Raw genomic sequence first — 17,698 nt, 5'->3', positions numbered from 1 at the left:
AGGATTCCGGTTCATTAAGTGCTGAACACGGTTCATAAATCAGAATTCGGGTTCATAAAGTGTGAAAACCGGGTCATAAATAAGGAAAACCCGGTCATAAATAAGGAAAACCCACTCATAAAGTGAGGATGGTGATGATTATTAGGGCTTAGCTTCTTAACTCTTACAACGAATCAACCCTTTTTCACTTCAATGGTGGTCCGTCCCTCATTTTCCTTCCTTCAAATCCTCCTCATTTCTCCAGTCCGTTACGATCATATGACCAGGGGCATGGGTTATCATGTAGGGGATCTTTGTTTGATTAATACTGGCAATTCGCCGATTAAGCTTTATTCGATTTATGTTCCACCTCAGCATCCTCGGGGGACGGTTCATGTGACGAAGGCAGATGCGGAGGCTGCGGAGGCAGGTCGCGGGTATTATTTACCGGAATAGGTATTCATGTGAAAGCGAGTGTAGACCGGGAAGGTCGTTTTACGTGTGTAGATAAAATGGTCGCGTTCCTGTTTCCTCGACCTTACAGGTTACAATCAACAGATTGAAGACGGGACTTTTTCGGGTGTAAGGTCGTTGAGAGAACAAACAAACGCATTGAACTCAAGTTGAGTTCAATGCGTTTGTTATTTGGCTAGATATTTTCCCCATCAGGATAATCACAATACTCAATGATCGTGCCTTCCGTATCAGCGGGATTCAAATAAATTAATCTTCTCCCATGCTTGTTGATACGGAGACTGTCCTCCAATGTGCGGATCCCCTTTTGCTTCAGTTCCTTGAGAGCGGCATCGAGGTCATCCACACGATAGGCGATGTGATGGACGCCCTTGCCTTTTTGCTTGATGAACCGTGCGATCGGCGACGTATCATTATTCGTTGGCGCAAGTAATTCCGTTCTGGCGCCGTCCACCTCCATGATCGCAATTTCGCTTTCGACACCCTTGGCATCACTTCTGTAGCGGTCGATCAGCTTCGCCCCGAGGACATTCTCGTAGAAGCTGATGGTATCATCTATGTTTCTGACAGCCACTCCGATATGGTCGATCGTCTTTTTCATCATCATTCTCCTAAAGTCTCATCAGTGTAGGTGCTATCTTACCATATCTTTCTGATGACGTGAAAGAATCGGTTCGTTCCTGTGCTTTCTATCTATTCGTATTTTCGATTTGTAGTCAACTGAGATTTTTCGACAAAAGGATCATAAAATTGGAAAAGTGGTTCATAAATTGAAATTCCGGGTCATAAATCACAGTTCCGGTTCATAAATTCGAAATTTGGTTCATAAATCACGAAAACCGGTTCATAAAGTCGGAGAGAGTAGAATTTATTAAAGGGTAGACCTTGAAATCACCCCTATAAGCCCGTCATTCGTACCAGCTAATCTGAAAATGATACAAATGGATCCGGTTCCACGCCAAAAACAAAGAGGAATCCTTAAAATCAGCTCCAATTTGCGGCATCAGCTATACAAAATCAAACGGAAAAAGGTCCGGAAGTGGGGAACTGACATCAAAAGAAGCTAACAACCTATACTATGGGTCGTTAGCTTCTTTTATAAAAAATTTCAGCGTCCACCACTGTCCCTCTGCTCGCTTCTTCGCTTCACCAAATAGTAAGACGTGATCCAGGAAGTTACCGGTATGGCGAGGGCGACACCGATTCCCGCTGAACCTATGAAGATCATTTCGGAACTGAATACTTTGGAATTCACGATTTCCCCGATCGAGTAGGATAGGTCCTTGAACCAGATCAGCAGTCCCATATAGCCTCCGAAGAAAGCAAAGAACAGCGTATTTGTGCTGGTTCCGAGGATATCTCTTCCAATGCTCAGCCCAGAGGAAAATAAATCCTTTCGGCTGATGCCGGGATTGTGATAAGCGATTTCGCGCATGGGCGAGGAAATCGAGATGGATAAATCAATGATGGCGCCGATGGTACTCATGATGATCATGGAAGCACCGATTTTTACAAAATCCACTCCGACAAAAAGGGATAACGCCCCGATTTCCTCGGTTTCCTCTTCACTGAATCCCTGGATCATCGCCTTATCGGTCAACATCAGAATGAAGAAGAGCAATAAGCCGGTTGTGATGATTGTCGAAAGAAAAGCTGTCACCGTCTTGATGTTGATTTCACTGATAAAAAACAGGGAAATACAGCTGATCAGAGTACAGGCAATCAGTGTCAGGATAATTGGATTAAGATTCGGATCGTTCATCAAAATGATGGTAAAAAGAAGCACGCCGAAGTTCAGGAATAAGGCCACAAAGGACCGGGCACCTTTTTTTCCACCAATCGTGATCATTAAGATAAAAAGGATGGCTGCGAGATACAGTTGTACAGTCATCATCTAGCCTTCTTTCGGTTGACAAAAAAGATGGATGTATAGATGGCGATCGGGATCGCCAGTACAATGCCAATTCCCCCGGTCAGTGCCCTCGCCATTTCCAGTGAGAGATTCATGGAAAGGGTGAATCCCAGTGGGGAAGCATTTTTGAAAAACAGAATGAGCATGGGAATAGCCCCGCTGATATAGACGAAGAACAAAATATTCGTCATCGTTCCCATGATGTCCTTGCCGATATCAAAACCCGACTTCCTTAGCGCTTTGATGGGGATGTCGGGATTCTTCTCGTACAGTCCGAAGATGGACGACGATAAAGTGATGGCGACATCCATCACCGCTCCCAAGCACCCTACCAATATCCCTGCCATGAACACCATTTCATATGGACGGGTCAAAAATTGCATCTCCTCGTAACGGAGGCCGTTTCCAGCGGTGAATCCTACCACAACATAAGCAATCAAGAGCGTCATGAACGTACCGATCAAGGTCGCGACAACCGCTGCGTATGTTTTTTCATTAAAGCCATTGACCAGTAACAACGATATTCCCGTAAATAAAATCACACCGATGCTGCATACCACCAACAGGCTTATATCAGCTGAGTTCAGGTAAATGTCCAGTGCATAGGAAAGGATGACAGCATTGACTCCGAGAGTGATCAAGGAGAATAGCCCCTGCTTCTTCCCCACCACCAATAAGAGCAGGATAAATACCCAGCCGATGATCATCATGTATGTATCCCGTTTGACGTCTTCTATGTTTCCGGTCAACTCCGTCGTTCCTGATGACGAAGAATCGATGCTTACGAATAATTCATTCCCAGGGTGATATTCCTGATCTGTGGCCCCGGAGGATGAATACTCATTGGTTAAATGAATCGTCTCTCCCTTGTGGGCCCCGTTCTTCAGCTTAGCTACGATCTGTTGGGAGTATAGCCGATCCTTATTCCCGTTCATATCCTCCATCTCCGTCGTTTCCACCATTTTCGTACTGATTACTTCGGCAATCGGTCGATCATACCATCCATGATTGTGATAGACGAAATAGAGGGAAGTGGCAACACATAGTGCGAGGATGATGTATATAAAAAGATGTTTGGAACTCATGTTCTTGCGTTCAGTGATTTGTGCAAACAACAATTCATACCTCCATGATTTGAATTAAAACTAGTTATGTATGGGATGAACTAAAAAAGGCTCATCCATCCGGTCTCCCATTGGTTATCTGCACTAATGGAACGAGCATTTATTCATTATTCCATAAAAAGGGCGGTTAATCAAAAGAAGGGACGGACCTTGTACTTTCATAAGAAAAGCATGAGGTCCGTCCCTTTAGCCTGGAATAGCAGAGGTGCTCCCTGCCTTATTTCTCTTCCTCGAGGTCGTCGATCAATTTCTTCATTTCTGCTATTTCCTTCTTTTGCGCCTTGATGATGCCATCGGCCAGATCGCGTACACGGGGATCCGTTATTTTGGCACGTTCGCTCGTTAAGATGGCAATGGAATGATGGGGGATCATCGCTTCCATATAATCCACATCATCCACCAGGGTCTGACTGCGTAACAGGAAAAGGGATAAGAGAAAGATCCCTATACTACCTACCATGATTCCGATATTCATTTTCCGATTTGTTAGCATGTGTCTCATGAAAAGTAACATAATGATGGCCATAGCGGCACCCATCAACACGGCCATATACGCTCTCGTTTCGCTGAAGAATAGATGATCGGTCTGATAGGTACTCCAGTATTTGAACAGGAACATGACAATGGTTGATGTCACGACCATGCCGGCAAATTTAAGATATGCCTTCATAAACTGACACTCCTTTATATATATTGTCTTATCTTTGTACCCTCTATTTTTGCAGAAGATATGCAAAAAAAAATAAACCTCTTTCTTTATAAAAAAATGTACCTTATCCGTTTATCAGAAAATGAACGGGATATAGTAAACGTGTAGGGAATACTCAATCTTAAAGGAGGAATTCAACTTGTCACACGAAAAATATCAATCGGCCATTAACGCCTTACATGAATGTATGGTGGCTTGTAATCATTGTTACGATTCTTGTCTAAAGGAAGAAGACCTCAACATGATGAAAGAATGCATCCGGTACGATCGGGAATGTGCAGATATGTGTGCATACTTAGAACAATCCTTAGTAAGAGGGACACCATTTGCATCTGAACTCGCTGGAGTTTGTGCTGCGATTTGTGAAGCATGTGGAGAAGAATGCAAGAAGCATGATCATGATCATTGTCAGGCGTGTGCCGATGCTTGCTTCAAATGTGCAGAAGAATGTAAGAAAATCTCCTAAAGGAATGAACATAAGAAAAGATCAAAGGACTGGGAGCCTTTGATCTTTTTTTATATTTTCCACTGGTAGCCGATGCCCCATATTGTTTTCAAATGATGTTCAATGGGGAAACCTGCTTTCTTCAGCTTTTCCCTTAAATTCCTGATATGGGAATCTACCGTTCGGATATCGGTCGTGGAATGGATATCCCATACCATGAGAAGGAGCTGTTCCCGGGTGTATACCCGTTCTGTGTTCTTCATCAGGGATTGCAGGATTTTATATTCTTTTAACGTCAGAGGGCTGATTTCATTCTCATATTTTAACGTGTAGGAGTCTCCATCCAACGTAAAAGACCCTCTGGTCAAGTGATGAGCATCTACTTGGTCAACCTGGTTGATCCTTCTGAATTGTGCATTCACACGTGCGACAAGTTCCCCTTCGTCAAAAGGTTTCGTGATATAGTCATCAGCCCCGGCGTTTAAGCCTTTAATGACGTCATCCTTATCACCCCTGGCTGTTAACATGATGATGGGGACGTTTGAAAACTCCCTGATTTTTTCACAGGTCTGAAAACCACTAAGCTCAGGCATCATGATATCTAATATGACCAGGTCTACGGAATGTTTTTTAACAGCCTGAATCGCGTCATAGCCATTGTTTTTCTGTTTGCATACATACCCGTGAGGCTTCAGATAAAGCTCCAGCAGGTTCAGCATCCTTTTTTCATCATCGATTAATAAAATGGTATTCATCAGACTGACCTCCAAGCATCACAGAATAATGTTGATCGATGTTCCTTTCTTTCGTTCACTTTGTATTGAAATTTGACCGCCATGTGCTTCCACCAGTTCTTTCACAATGGATAGCCCGAGACCGGATCCACCAAATTCCCTGGAACGTGATTTCTCCACCCGGTACATCCTGTTGAACACCTGTGGAAGTTCATCCGGTGGGATGCCCATTCCCTGGTCGTTAATCGAGAGGCTCAAATTTCCTGATTCGCCCTGATTAACGATCACTTCTGTCGTTGAGTGAGGGGGCGAATGTTTTAGGGCGTTATCCAATAGGTTCATAACGATTTGTTCAAGACGTATGGGATCGGCATGGAACGGGAAATCCTCCTTTACAGTCAAAATGAGATCGATTCCCTTTCTTTTAAAAACAGGAGCTACCTTGTTGATGACTTTTTGAAAAAAAGAGCCCGAATTGACGGTTTCAGTTTGAATGGAGAAATTGTTTTCATCAATCTTTGCCAGCTCAAATAAATTTTCGATCAACGTCAGGATGGTTTTGGATTCTTCTTGAATAATGTTCAGATATTCTTTTCGTTCAGATTCCGGAATGTCCTCTCGAAGAGCCACATTGGCATATCCTTGAACATAGGTCAGCGGGGTCCTGAGCTCATGAGAAATATTCGCTAAGAATTCAGTGCGCTCCTGTTGAATGGTTTCTAAATCTGTCGCCAGCCTCTGAATGGAATCCGATAGATCCCCAAGTTCATCCTGACCCAGCTCGGGGAGTTTCACCTCAAAATTCCCTTTGCTCAATTTTTCCGTCGCCTGCTTCATTTTTAACAGGGGACGTGTTAGGAGTTTCGATAGGAGAAAATGGATACCCGTTAAGATGATGAGACTCAGTATTCCTGCGAGAAGGAAATGGAAGTTCAATTGGCTGATCAGGTTCCGTAACGGTGCGGCACTCTTGAACATATAGACATATCCTTCGTTCCGTTCACTTTTGAAGGATGTGACGGTAGCTAAATAATTCATATCTTTCCAATTTGATTCGATGACCCTTCCTTCACGGGACAAAGACTGCGGGGTGACTTGGATTAGTTTACTCATTCCATCCGTTAATTCCCTTGAACCTATGATGACGTTATGGTTCTTATCCGTGATCACGACTTCCGTTTCCGTTTTGGTTTCCATGAGGGCAATGTGATGGAGCGTCGTTTCCGAATAACGGTCCTCTAACACATCACGATGACTGTTCCCTCGGGATAGAATCGATTGAAACTCCTCCTCGATCCGGGAATCAATGATATTGTCATGTAGATAGAGCATCAATAACCCTTCCATCACGAGAACCGCGATCGTAAAGTAGAAAGCTAACTTGGTTGAAATTTTATTCATGGTAAAACCTCATTTTGTCATTTCCTTTATTTTACCGAAAAAATATGAAAAAACTATGCACAATGCCTGAAAGCCGGAGGGCATTTGTCATAAATTCTTCATGATTCTCTTCCCCTTCTCCATATAAATTGCAATTTTACGGGGTAAACTTTAAGTCATAAAAGAAAAGGAGGACTACCATGACTCAAAAAAAACAGATCCTATTACTCGTTACCGCACTGTTACTCCTATTGGGAGCCTGCTCCAATAATGAAGGGGGTACAGGAAACCATGAAGGTGGAAATGATCAAGAGATGAAAGTAGACATGGACGGAATGGACCATGGTGACATGAATCACTCCAGTTCAGGAGAAATACCGGAAGGCTTGAAAGAAGCAGCGAATCCGACATATTCAGTAGGAAGCAAAGCCACTCTTAAAGATGATCACATGGAAGGGATGAAGGGAGCAGAAGCCACGATCGCAGGTGCTTACGATACCTTCGTCTATACCGTTACCTATACACCGACCACCGGTGGAAAGAAAGTGGAAGACCATAAATGGGTCATCCATGAAGAGATTGAAGATCATGGAGAGGAACCCTATACATCGGGGGATGAGGTCGTCTTAAACGCCGATCACATGAAAGGGATGGAAGGCGCGACCGCGACAATTGATTCCGTTGAAGAGACGACGGTGTATATGGTGGATTTCACACCCGTGACAGGTGGAGAAGAAGTAAAGAATCATAAATGGGTGACGGAGAGCGAGTTGTCAACGGCTGAATAAAGGGGGTTAGTAAACCATTAAGCAAGAGCTTATTCTAAAAAAGGATAGGTTCTTTTTTTTAGGAAACAAAGAATTGAAGGAATCCTAATCATTGAAATAATTGGGAATGAAGGGGGGTATCCATGATCCGCACAAAACGGGCAGGAGTGGTTTCACCCGAATATCTTACCTGCATTAATGATTCCAAATAGAAGAAAGTAAATTAAAAATTATCTACTGCAGAAAGAGATACTTGTAAAAGATTCTATAACGGTTTCTCCTATTAAACTATTTTTTATATAAAGGTTTATTAAAAGTGGTAAGAAAGATGGGAATGTAACGCTAGAAAAACAGAATGTTGAGAAGGAGGAATACCTTGACTTGTTTAGAGGGGATTTGGAAAATGGCGTTCATATTTTAAGAGCTTCATTAATTCATTAAAGGGTGAGGTTCCATCGTTCTTCAATACTGGAAATCCAGACGATGGAACCCTAAGTTTAATGCACTCAGATCCCGAAATATCCCTCAATCGATTTCGTCACTTCAAACGGTCCCGATTCTCTATTGGATGGAATCGCAAGCTTCAAGTCAAGCTGAGGATAATAAGAGGCACGAAAACTGACTCCGGGATCATACCCCATCACATGAAACTTGTAGATTTCATCATTCCTTTGGTTCATCCAGATTCCATAACCGTAGTGCACCTCTCCATTCACATGGACATGAGGGGTCAGCAGCTTCCTGGTCGTTTCTTCATTTACTAGTTTATAAGAAAATAAAGCTTCCCAAAATTTCATCATATCCGAAACGGTGATAAAAGCCCCGCCGTCAGCCCCGCCTTTTACAGGGATGGAGTAGAGGTTGGTTCTCCACGAGTTCTCTTCCTCTATATACCCCACTGCCGTATTGGGAGGAAGGCAGTCTAATGAAAAATATCCTGAACTTCCCATACCTGCTTTCTGGAAGATCTCAGATTCAATGTAATCGGTAAAAGACTGCCGGGTTTTTTGTTCGATGATCAATCCCAATAGGATGAACCCCGCATTATTGTAATGAAATCGATCGCCGGGAGTAAATTTCATCTGACTGGATTGAAAGAATGGCAGAAAGTCCTCGAGGGATCTCATATGGTAAACCGGTCTTTCTTTCCACAGCTCTTCAAAATCAGACATCACGTCTTCATCGAAATAATCCGGGATTCCTGACGTATGCGTCAAAAGATGATGGATGGTCACACGTTCATCAAAATGAGGAAAGTCGATATCCAAACAATCCTTTAAACGGGTGTCAAAAGAGAGTACCCCTTTTTCAACTAATTGACCTATCCCTATGCTTGTAAATAACTTACTTCCAGAAGCAATCCCGAATCGTGTACCCGTGGAGTTCGGAAGGCGATCAGATCGATTCGCAAAGTCATGGGTGCTTTTTGATAATACTTCTGTCCCTTGTTTGACAAGGACGACACCAGAGAAGTCGAGTTCTTTGCAGCTTTCATTAATAAGATTATGCAGCTCAATATATTTGCTCATTGTATTTTCCTCCGTTATAGGTAATGACTCTACTAATCTTTTTATATTTTAACATAAATTTCCTGTTGTGTGGTCTATGGTGACTAAGTAAGATAGATCACTTAGGAAATAACCCTTCCACCTGAATTTTCTGCTATACTACATATAATTACATTTTTTCCCTGTCGAAAAAATTGGAGGAATCAATCATGGACAGCATCATCTTCGACCTGGACGGCACACTTTGGGATCCCATTGAATCCGTTCTGGAAGCATGGAACAACGTCATCAGCAATCATAACCAGTTAGAAGGAGGCATAACAAGGAAGCATCTTGAGGGAACCATGGGGCTTCAAATGAAAGAAATCGGGAAGAGATTGTTCCCTGAATTGAACGAAGAGGAGCGGGATCAGCTTCTGAAAAATCTTTCCCGCCATGAAATTCCGCACTTAAGTAAGCATGGAGGAAGTCTCTATAACCATGTGGAAGAGGTGCTTGTAGAGCTATCGAAGAAGTACAAGCTGTTTATCGTGAGCAACTGCCAGGACGGATACATCGAGGCATTTTATGACTATCACGGACTGGATAAGCATTTCATCGATTATGAAAACCCTGGCAGGACAGGACTTTCAAAAGGCGAAAATATTAAACTGATTATCGAGCGCAACCATTTAAATGACCCTGTATACGTTGGAGATACAGAAGGGGACCAAAAGGCGGCAAAGGAAGCAGGAATTCCATTTATCTATGCCCGCTATGGATTTGGGGAAGTGGAAGAATATACGAAAGCCATTGATTCATTTGATGAGTTGCTGAATATTTTCTAATCATGTTAAGGAGGGACGGACCTTGTGAAGGTCCGTCCCTCCAATTTTACTTTATATACATTATTGACTATTCCCGATTTTTGTAAGATAGTTACTATGTCCTGTCATAGAATGACAGAAATAGAGTTTTCTAGTGGGAGCATTTTTAATGAAGGAATTTCATGGTCGATTACATAAAAAACACTATTATATGATTGTTTCGTTCATTATCGTCTTGATGATGACGGGTTTGCTGGTGGATAATCCGGTGAATTCACGATTCGCGGTACACTGTGTGATGATCGTTATCGTTTCTATCTGTCTAATGGTTTATCCGTGGTATGAGAATGCGTGGGTGAGATATATCACGGTCATCTCGTCAACCGGTTATTTTTACATCTTGTTTTACTTGTATCCAGAAACGTGGTCGGAGTTTGTTTTGCTCTGTTTTATTCCTGCTTTATCCATTCTCTTTTTTGACAAGAGGCTTTTTTATTTTTCACTTGTGATCAATCTTGTTTTCATTGCGTTTACATTTGGTTATATCGGGTTCGTAGATAGGGGGCAAGACTACCCTTACATATACACAGATTTAGTAGGGAATGTGGTGAACTTCTTGGCCAGTCAGGTCCTACTGTATTTTATCTTTCATTTAACGAATCTACGTATTCAGAAGCAGCGGGTTTACTATGAACAGGTGCAGCAGGCGGAGCGGATGAGGACGACGGGGCAGTTGGCGGCGGCTGTCGCCCATGAAATCCGGAATCCCCTGACCGTCGTGAATGGATTTCTTCAGTTTTATGTGGAAGACGCGGCATTCAGCCAAAGCCAGAAGCAGAATTTTGCCCTGATGATGAATGAACTCGATACGGCGGAGCATGTCATTTCCCAATTCCTGTCCGTTTCAAAGCCGGACAATGTGGAGAAGGTGGACAATGTCGACATTGAGATGGTTCTCAAAGGTGTAACGGAACTCCTCAACATGTACGGTTTATTGAATGACAATGGTATTGATCTTTACGTGGAGAAGGACTGTCATGTGGCGGCCAATTCTATTGAATTAAAGCAACTTTTTATCAATCTAATCAAAAATGCCATCGAAGCCTCCGCACATAGCGGTTCCGTTGAGGTAAAGGCTGCCAAAGTAAAAGGCCATGTCTGCATACAGATTATAGACAACGGTCGTGGAATGAGTCAGGAGGAAGTGAAGAACCTCGGGACTCCTTTCTACTCCTTAAAAAGCAAAGGAACCGGCCTGGGTCTTATGATTTGCTTCAACATTGTTGAGAAATACAACGGGGGCATACAGTTTGACAGCGAGCCGGGAAAAGGTACGACGGTTACACTGCGGTTTCCGCTTATTGAGAATTGAGCTAAAATAATTATACGAGAAAACGTCCTGTTGCATTGGAGACAGGACGTTTTGCTATTTTATTGAAGCTTTACTAGCTGAATCCTACAGTATAAATTAATTTACAAAAATGTTAAAATCTCCAAAATCTGTTTAGAAAGATCCTTTCGAGGTAAATAACAAGTGTACAAACGTACACACCATTTTTACTAAACTTAAGGAGGATTTTAATTATGGCAAACAGTGACAACAACAATAACAGCAAAAACAGTAGTAACAACAATAACAACAACAAAATGAGTTACGAAGAAGCAGGCCGTAAAGGCGGGGAGAAAACAGCCAAAACCCATGATAAAGAATTCTATCAGGAGATTGGTGAAAAGGGTGGAGAAGCAACTTCAGAAAACCATGACAAAAAATTCTATCAGGAAATTGGAGCAAAAGGCGGAAGTAATTCCAGCAATTCCAATAATTCCAGTGGTTCTAGTAACTCAAGCAATTCCAGCAACAAGAATAACTAGATATTAATGAGGGTGAGGGATCTTTAGATAAATAGATCCCTCTTTTTAGGTTTTATCCCCAGTTTAGCTGAGTATTAGGGTAAAGGAAAAGACCTGTTACACGAACAGGTCTTTTAAAACTGAATTCAGATCATCAATCACAATGTTCTTGTTTGTTTTTATGAAGGGGCGGCGGGATTAACCAGCCTTTTTCTTTGTTTAATTTGAGCACTTTAGCCCCTAATAGAGCTTTTTGCATATGGAATTGTCCAAACATCATGGCCACATCTTCACGAATACTTTGACCGATGGCCGTACTGCAAGCAACTAATCCTGCAGCAATATTGGTTGTTAATGCTGCAGAAATAGCAGGGTCCGGCATGCGGGCCCCTGTTGGAATGTCATCGAGACATGCCTGTGGCGGTTCTGGAGGGGTAGGCGGTAAGCCTATTCCATTTTCTTTAAGCAGGGTTTCAATTTGTTTTGCCTCTTCCTGCCCGGCTTCGATGCTTTCTTTAAGTAACTTCTTAAGATCTTCATCCCCAGCGTGGTTCAGTTGAAGCTGATAGCCAGCAACTGCACTTTTAGCTGAGAATAAATAGTTCCATGTGCTGAATACTTCACCATAATGCATTGGTTCGTCTTTTGGATTTCCACTTAAAATTCCCATAAACATCCTCCTGATATCCATTTTTTGTGCCTCCTTCCTGCTTTGAATGCACAGGTTATATATTCTCCTAAAATGATAATTAAATTCATCTGAATCAGGTAAAATTAACAGTGTGAGTTTAAAAAGAATTGGATTCTCTAGAAAAATGTCGGAGAGAATGACACTTATGTTGACGGTTATTTATAAGGATCATTTCGCAAAGTGAGATCTGCCAGAAGCTCTGTCAACTAGTGATTGCTTAGTGGTGAGGAGAACCGCTAAGCTTTGCCGAACTGGGGCTCGGCATGACCGTACTACTTTGTTCTGGTAATACATACCTACTAAATTCGAACAAGAAAAAACAGCAAATAAAATTTGCTGTCGTGTATCAAAAATGGTTTTGAACTAACTTTTCGATAGCTGTTACCAATTCGTCTGTATCCCCTTGGAACATATGAAAATTAAGTGAGGATTGAAGTTTACTAATGTCATCCTTTAGATTGAATTCTGCAGACCAATGGATTGCAGGTATCGATACGATAAATTGTTTGTCGGGAGTTTTATGGAGATAAACTTCAGCCAGTTTGTTCCCGGACAGATTTATTTTCTCATATGAGGTTATCATTACATCACTCATTTCAGTTTTATATGCAGATAATGTAAGTATAACAGGATTAAACTTTGAAGGTGAAGTATTACATATTGGAGTACTAGTAAAAGAATATTTGAAGTTGAAATTGGCTTATAAAAAAAGAGTAGGAAAAATGGAGAAAAAGTAGGCTGGGTCATGGTGATAGGTGGAGAAGTGTATGCATGATTAATGTATTATTTCAATCATCATCATCATTTCCGTATCGTACGATGACGATTAACGTTCAACCCGATTTTCAAGATTGAACACCCGCTTATCGATTTCTGTTTGGTCCCTTTTAACAAAGCAATGATATCTTCTGTTTGTGATGCTTCCATTCTATTTACAGTTTCTTTGATGTCTCTGACGTCGGATTGAGTCTCTTTTAAATCGGTACTGATGTTTTTGACATCCAGTATAGTCTCTTTTAGCTCACTTCGAAACTCTTTAAAATCTTTTTGTAGATCTAATAAAATTTCCACCATTTGCTTTTCCATTGTTATCACCTCCCAGGTTCCATTATAAAGTGAAAAATTATTCTCTCCCTATGTTATCAATTGTTCACAGAATGTTCACTTATGCAGCTTATCCCTCAATCGCTATTATGACTAGGTGTTCAAAAGAAGGGATGATGGAAAATGCCAACAACGAAGAAGGAAAATCTTTATTTTGGAATGATGATGTGTGTAGGGATGGTGGTGGTCATGACCTTTTATAATTTAGTGATCAATGACTTACTGGGCACCATTCCATTGACAGGAGTCCTGGTTCAACTGATCCTGGGCTTTATAGTAGCTTTACTATTGGAATTATTTATAGTAGGACCGATGGCACATAAGGTGGTGTTCTCTTTGCCATTCGACAAATCCAGGAGTTTGTATGTCATTCTGTTCACTTCCCTTTTTATGGTGGTGGGGATGGTTTGCTTGATGTCGCTATTTGGATTGGGAATGACGTATTTCTTTGCTAGCCCGGGAGAGGGAACATTAGTTGAAAACTACTTTTCGATTGCTTCAAAAAATTTCATCTTTGCTCTTCCTCTTCAGCTTGTCATCATGGGGCCGTTCATTCGGTTTGTCTTTGCTAAACTTCTTAAGGGGCAGAGGATGGCTGAATCGGTTCATTAATCCGGGTGTAGAATAAGCAAATGTCGAAGAAGCTTGTCTGTCATCAGGTAAGCTTCTTTTTCATCGAGGTCATACTATAAAACAGATCTTTATAGTGGTAAGCTAATGTCTAGTGATTAGAAAATCTCAGGAGGTCGGCACATGAACCTAAATAATAACGATATATTAATTCGATTACGATACGCATTGGATCTTAAAAATACAGAAATGGTTGAGATCTTCAAGCTTGGTGGCATTGACCTGTCAAAGGAAGAAGTGCTGAAGGTTCTCACAAAAACACAGTACAGTGATGATTTCGAGGACGAGCCCCTTGAGGATGAAGACCATATCCCATGTGATGATGAGATGTTCGAGTCCTTTTTAAACGGCTTCATTACGTTTAAAAGAGGACCAAAACCGGGACAGCCGGAACGACCGGAATTAACGTATGAACATGTCAATAATCTTCTTTTAAAGAAGGTAAAGATCGCACTCTCTTTAACAAGTGAAGATATGATCGAGATATTGGATCTGGCTGGAGTGGTGATCACAAAAGGCGAATTAGGAGCGATTCTCCGAAGAGAAGGCCACAACAATTACAGAGTGTGCGGTGACCGGTATGCGCGGAATTTCTTAAAAGGTCTAGCCATCCAATTCAGAGGATAAAAGATGAACCATACTTATTCTGGTGTGACCATACAGTTTGAGATTAAATATAAGAACCGGACATCCATCGGCATTTACTTGGACAGCTTCGGAAACATTGAAGTCCACGCACCTAAAGGGACCCCGGATGAATCGGTGTTCCGCCTGCTGGAGGATAAGTGGGATGTGATCCTGGAGAAATCGAAGGAGATGAAAGATCGTCTGAATGGACCGCAGGAGAAGACCTATGATCATGGGGAACCTTTCTTGTATTTAGGGAACTCTTTCCCCATACAGGTTTTTCAAAATCAGGAGATCACACAGGAACATGTCACATTTGACGGAAAGACGTTGCATATCAAAGTAAAAGAGCTTGAGAGTGAACGCATCCAACAGGCTTTAAAACGTTTTTACTACAAGCAGTGTAAAGCATTGGTAGAGAAAAGCATTGCGACCCATCAACGTCACTTTAAAACCAAGCCCCGTTCCATCCGCATCTCCGACAGTCAAACGACCTGGGGTACCTGTGATGGGAGAAGGCAGCTGACCTTCAACTGGAAGCTTGCCATGGCCCCACAGGACGTCATCGACTACGTCGTCGTCCATGAAATGTGCCACATGGTCCACCTCAATCACGACCGGTCCTTCTGGCGGCTTGTCGGGAAAATCGTGCCGGATTATAAGAAGAAAGAACAGTGGCTGGCCTTGTCCAGTTGGAAGATGACGGTGTAAGTTGCAATCCATGAAAATAAAAGGCTCTTTTCGCAAAGTTTGTGGCTATCTTAGAGAAGAAAGTAGTAGTTGATTTCCGCTACAGGATGCTCGCTTTCCGCGGGGCTGGCGGTGAGCCTCCTCGGCACGCCTCCGGGGTCTCACCTGTCCAGCTACGGGGCTTAGGGGCTCGAGGTCATAAGCCAAGTCTGCCAAAAAGGCAAAAAGCGCCTTTTCAGCAGACTCGACTTATGCTTGTCGCCCCTGTGCAAAGCCCCTCCGCTTTTCGTACTGTCCAGCTAGTCCCGCAGGAGTCGAGCACCTGCAGTGAGAATCAACTTTCTCAGCATAAGTTTCTAAAAAATCTTAATATAAACAACAAACTTTTAAAAAAACAACCTCTTTTATAGAAAAAAGAAAGCAGTGGTTGATTTACTCTAGAAATTCTGTTTTCTTTAGATTTTTTTGTCACTATTAAGCTCTGTCACGAAATTTTCTTATAGATGGTGAGGGGAACTGCGTAGACTCCTGCGGAAGAACGGGCGTGTCGAGACCCCGGAAGCGAAGCTGAGGAGGCTCGGCCGAACGTCCGCGGAAAGCGGAGCGGTTCCCCTCACCATCCAGCACATGCTTGTTGACAGAGCTCCATGCAGATCCTATGGTACAAAACAACAATCTTTACGAAAAGAGCCAAATAAAAAGAAAGAAGTGAGGATTTTGATTAAATATACGTGTCTCCATCACGTAAGTCTTACGGTGACAAATTTGGAAAAAGCGAAAGATTTCTATGGGAAAACATTATGTTTGAACGAGATCACGCGTCCTGACTTTGATTTTCCAGGTGCCTGGTATGAAATAGAGGGGCAGCAGCTCCACTTGATCGTCGACCCCTCGTCGCAGACCATCCGTCAGGACAAACGCCTATCCAGCAGGGAAGGTCATTTTGCCCTTCGAGTAGAGAACTACTATGATACTCTCCAATGGTTAAAAGAAAATGAAGTGGAAATCCTCGAAAAACCCCAATCAAAAAGTGGATTCGCACAAATATTCTGCGTTGATCCAGATGGTAATTTGATTGAACTCAATATTGAACAAAAAGATCTATAAAACCAACAGGGAGCAATGAACTCAAGGATAGAGTTTGCTCCTGTTGGTTTTATTTTTAAAGAAAAACGTATTTTATCAAAATCAGTGGAAAAAATAAGGAATGTAATCCATTTTCGATAATACTTATTAATTGATAATTATTATAAATAAGGATATAATACATCTATCACCATACAAAAGGAGAGAACATACATGAATCAACAATTAGTCGCAGCACTCAACAAACAACTTGCAAACTGGAACGTCCTTTATACAAAACTACACAATTATCATTGGTATGTAACGGGTCCGGAATTCTTCACATTACATGAGAAATTTGAAGAGTACTACAACGAAGCAGGAAATTACATTGATGAAGTGGCAGAAAGAATTCTGACCATTAAAGGGAAGCCAATCGCTACATTAAAAGAGTACCTTGAAACGGCTACCATTGAAGAATCCAATGGAAAAGAATCGTCCACTGAAATGGTGGACTCCTTAGTGAACGATTTTGAACAAATCGTAAAGGATTCCAAGAAAATCATTGAAGCAGCAGAAGATTCTCAGGATCAACCTACAGCTGATTTATTTATCGGAATTAAAACATCCCTGGAACAGCACATTTGGATGTTGAATGCATTTAATAAGCGATAATCCAAAAAAGCATTGACCTGCATGGTCCAATGCTTTTTTACAAAGGACATTCATTCGCCAATTCCATCCTTTTCCTTTAAAATGAAATGTATCACGGTTGAAATGAAAGGATGATTGAAATGAATGGTTCACTCACCATTAAAGAAAGAGCAGTCTCATTTCTGGAACTTGTCGCATCAGGGAACGTCCGCGAAGCATACGAGAGTCATGTAGGTCCTGACTTTCGCCACCACAATCCGTATTTTCCCGGGGATGCAGATTCGCTTATGTCTGCCATGGAGGAGAATGCAGCCGGGAACCCGGACAAGATACTCGAAGTTAAACGAGCCATCCAGGAAGGTGACACGGTTGCGGTCCACTCACATGTGAGACAGAATCCAGCTGACCTTGGAGGGGCTGTCGTCCATATCTTCCGTTTCCAGGATGACCGGATTGTTGAATTGTGGGATGTTGGGCAAGCCATTCCAGAGGATTCACCTAATGAGAATGGGGTTTTTTAATTTTTTTCGTCGATTCCGATTGGAGTC

At 42.1% G+C, this 17,698-nt stretch carries 20 protein-coding genes and 2 pseudogenes; 12 read left to right on the top strand and 10 right to left on the bottom strand.

The features are described from left to right. Nucleotides 1–297: 297 nt before the first annotated feature. Nucleotides 298–435, top strand: a pseudogene (locus AC6CIB_RS07310) (cupin domain-containing protein); the annotation flags it as partial. 193 nt (nt 436–628) lie between these two features. Here AC6CIB_RS07310 and mce read toward each other — a convergent pair. The 4 genes from mce to AC6CIB_RS07290 form a co-directional block, all read right to left on the bottom strand. After that, nucleotides 629–1,054 carry a methylmalonyl-CoA epimerase gene (gene mce, locus AC6CIB_RS07305; RefSeq protein ID WP_498279209.1) on the bottom strand — a complete coding sequence of 142 codons (426 nt, stop codon included), beginning with the start codon at nt 1,052–1,054 and terminating at the stop codon, nt 629–631. Nucleotides 1,055–1,561: 507 nt separating this feature from the next. After that, nucleotides 1,562–2,344 carry a YibE/F family protein gene (locus AC6CIB_RS07300; RefSeq protein WP_498279207.1) on the bottom strand — a complete coding sequence of 261 codons (783 nt, stop codon included), beginning with the start codon at nt 2,342–2,344 and terminating at the stop codon, nt 1,562–1,564. Continuing rightward, entirely contained in the window at nt 2,344–3,450 is a 1,107-nt protein-coding gene (locus tag AC6CIB_RS07295; RefSeq protein WP_498280507.1) for a YibE/F family protein, read from the bottom strand. The genes AC6CIB_RS07300 and AC6CIB_RS07295 overlap by 1 nt, the downstream gene beginning before the upstream one ends. A 256-nt stretch (nt 3,451–3,706) precedes the next feature. After that, nucleotides 3,707–4,159 carry a DUF305 domain-containing protein gene (locus tag AC6CIB_RS07290; protein ID WP_498279205.1) on the bottom strand — a complete coding sequence of 151 codons (453 nt, stop codon included), beginning with the start codon at nt 4,157–4,159 and terminating at the stop codon, nt 3,707–3,709. A 178-nt stretch (nt 4,160–4,337) separates the two neighbouring features. Here AC6CIB_RS07290 and AC6CIB_RS07285 point away from each other — a divergent pair, with 178 nt between their 5' ends. Beyond that, nucleotides 4,338–4,664: a four-helix bundle copper-binding protein gene (locus tag AC6CIB_RS07285; protein WP_498279203.1), complete on the top strand. Its 327-nt coding sequence runs from the start codon at nt 4,338–4,340 to the stop codon at nt 4,662–4,664. Nucleotides 4,665–4,714: 50 nt separating this feature from the next. On the opposite strand, the gene AC6CIB_RS07280 is transcribed toward AC6CIB_RS07285, so the two are convergent. Beyond that, a complete protein-coding gene (locus AC6CIB_RS07280) occupies nt 4,715–5,398 on the bottom strand; it encodes a response regulator transcription factor (RefSeq protein WP_498279201.1) in 684 nt (227 codons plus the stop codon). 18 nt (nt 5,399–5,416) lie between these two features. Beyond that, nucleotides 5,417–6,778: a sensor histidine kinase gene (locus AC6CIB_RS07275; protein ID WP_498279199.1), complete on the bottom strand. Its 1,362-nt coding sequence runs from the start codon at nt 6,776–6,778 to the stop codon at nt 5,417–5,419. 179 nt (nt 6,779–6,957) lie between these two features. Here AC6CIB_RS07275 and AC6CIB_RS07270 point away from each other — a divergent pair, with 179 nt between their 5' ends. Next, the gene (locus AC6CIB_RS07270) at nt 6,958–7,545 is read left to right on the top strand and encodes a YdhK family protein (RefSeq protein WP_498279197.1); all 588 of its coding nucleotides are present in this window, start codon (nt 6,958–6,960) and stop codon (nt 7,543–7,545) included. A 485-nt stretch (nt 7,546–8,030) separates the two neighbouring features. On the opposite strand, the gene AC6CIB_RS07265 is transcribed toward AC6CIB_RS07270, so the two are convergent. Further along, nucleotides 8,031–9,053, bottom strand: coding sequence for a serine hydrolase domain-containing protein (locus AC6CIB_RS07265; RefSeq protein WP_498279195.1), 1,023 nt, complete (start codon nt 9,051–9,053; stop codon nt 8,031–8,033). 188 nt (nt 9,054–9,241) lie between these two features. Between AC6CIB_RS07265 and AC6CIB_RS07260 the strand changes: the two genes are divergently transcribed. The 3 genes and pseudogenes from AC6CIB_RS07260 to AC6CIB_RS07250 form a co-directional block, all read left to right on the top strand. Next, nucleotides 9,242–9,859 carry an HAD family hydrolase gene (locus AC6CIB_RS07260; RefSeq protein ID WP_498279193.1) on the top strand — a complete coding sequence of 206 codons (618 nt, stop codon included), beginning with the start codon at nt 9,242–9,244 and terminating at the stop codon, nt 9,857–9,859. Nucleotides 9,860–10,007: 148 nt separating this feature from the next. After that, nucleotides 10,008–11,210 (top strand): ATP-binding protein, encoded by a 1,203-nt coding sequence (locus tag AC6CIB_RS07255; RefSeq protein WP_498279191.1) that lies wholly within the window; start codon nt 10,008–10,010, stop codon nt 11,208–11,210. Nucleotides 11,211–11,422: 212 nt separating this feature from the next. Next, nucleotides 11,423–11,662, top strand: a pseudogene (locus AC6CIB_RS07250) (KGG domain-containing protein); the annotation flags it as partial. Nucleotides 11,663–11,843: 181 nt separating this feature from the next. Here the strand turns inward: AC6CIB_RS07250 and AC6CIB_RS07245 are convergent. The 3 genes from AC6CIB_RS07245 to AC6CIB_RS07235 all read right to left on the bottom strand — a co-directional run bounded on the left by AC6CIB_RS07245 (nt 11,844) and on the right by AC6CIB_RS07235 (nt 13,466). Beyond that, a complete protein-coding gene (locus AC6CIB_RS07245) occupies nt 11,844–12,359 on the bottom strand; it encodes a DUF3231 family protein (RefSeq protein WP_498279189.1) in 516 nt (171 codons plus the stop codon). Between the two features lie 367 nt (nt 12,360–12,726). Continuing rightward, nucleotides 12,727–12,963 carry a YueH family protein gene (locus tag AC6CIB_RS07240; RefSeq protein ID WP_498279187.1) on the bottom strand — a complete coding sequence of 79 codons (237 nt, stop codon included), beginning with the start codon at nt 12,961–12,963 and terminating at the stop codon, nt 12,727–12,729. Nucleotides 12,964–13,181: 218 nt separating this feature from the next. After that, nucleotides 13,182–13,466, bottom strand: coding sequence for a hypothetical protein (locus AC6CIB_RS07235; protein ID WP_498279185.1), 285 nt, complete (start codon nt 13,464–13,466; stop codon nt 13,182–13,184). A gap of 141 nt (nt 13,467–13,607) precedes the next feature. On the opposite strand from AC6CIB_RS07235, the gene AC6CIB_RS07230 reads away from it, so the two are divergent. The 6 genes from AC6CIB_RS07230 (at nt 13,608) to AC6CIB_RS07205 (ending at nt 17,671) form a co-directional block, all read left to right on the top strand. Further along, complete coding sequence (locus AC6CIB_RS07230) at nt 13,608–14,096, top strand: DUF2798 domain-containing protein (protein WP_498279183.1); 489 nt, start codon at nt 13,608–13,610, stop codon at nt 14,094–14,096. 141 nt (nt 14,097–14,237) lie between these two features. Further along, nucleotides 14,238–14,741, top strand: coding sequence for a YehS family protein (locus tag AC6CIB_RS07225; RefSeq protein ID WP_498279181.1), 504 nt, complete (start codon nt 14,238–14,240; stop codon nt 14,739–14,741). A 3-nt stretch (nt 14,742–14,744) separates the two neighbouring features. Beyond that, on the top strand, nt 14,745–15,452 hold the full coding sequence (locus AC6CIB_RS07220) for a M48 family metallopeptidase (RefSeq protein ID WP_498279179.1): 708 nt from the start codon (nt 14,745–14,747) through the stop codon (nt 15,450–15,452). A gap of 696 nt (nt 15,453–16,148) precedes the next feature. Continuing rightward, nucleotides 16,149–16,538: a VOC family protein gene (locus AC6CIB_RS07215; RefSeq protein WP_498279177.1), complete on the top strand. Its 390-nt coding sequence runs from the start codon at nt 16,149–16,151 to the stop codon at nt 16,536–16,538. A 192-nt stretch (nt 16,539–16,730) separates the two neighbouring features. Next, nucleotides 16,731–17,171, top strand: a complete 441-nt coding sequence (locus AC6CIB_RS07210) for a Dps family protein (RefSeq protein WP_498279175.1) — start codon at nt 16,731–16,733, stop codon at nt 17,169–17,171. Between the two features lie 119 nt (nt 17,172–17,290). Beyond that, nucleotides 17,291–17,671 carry a nuclear transport factor 2 family protein gene (locus AC6CIB_RS07205; RefSeq protein ID WP_498279173.1) on the top strand — a complete coding sequence of 127 codons (381 nt, stop codon included), beginning with the start codon at nt 17,291–17,293 and terminating at the stop codon, nt 17,669–17,671. The last annotated feature ends 27 nt before the right edge of the window (nt 17,672–17,698 follow it).

It is taken from the genome of Rossellomorea sp. GQ25 (genome assembly GCF_059758515.1).
This window is presented reverse-complemented; position numbering and strand designations above follow the sequence as displayed.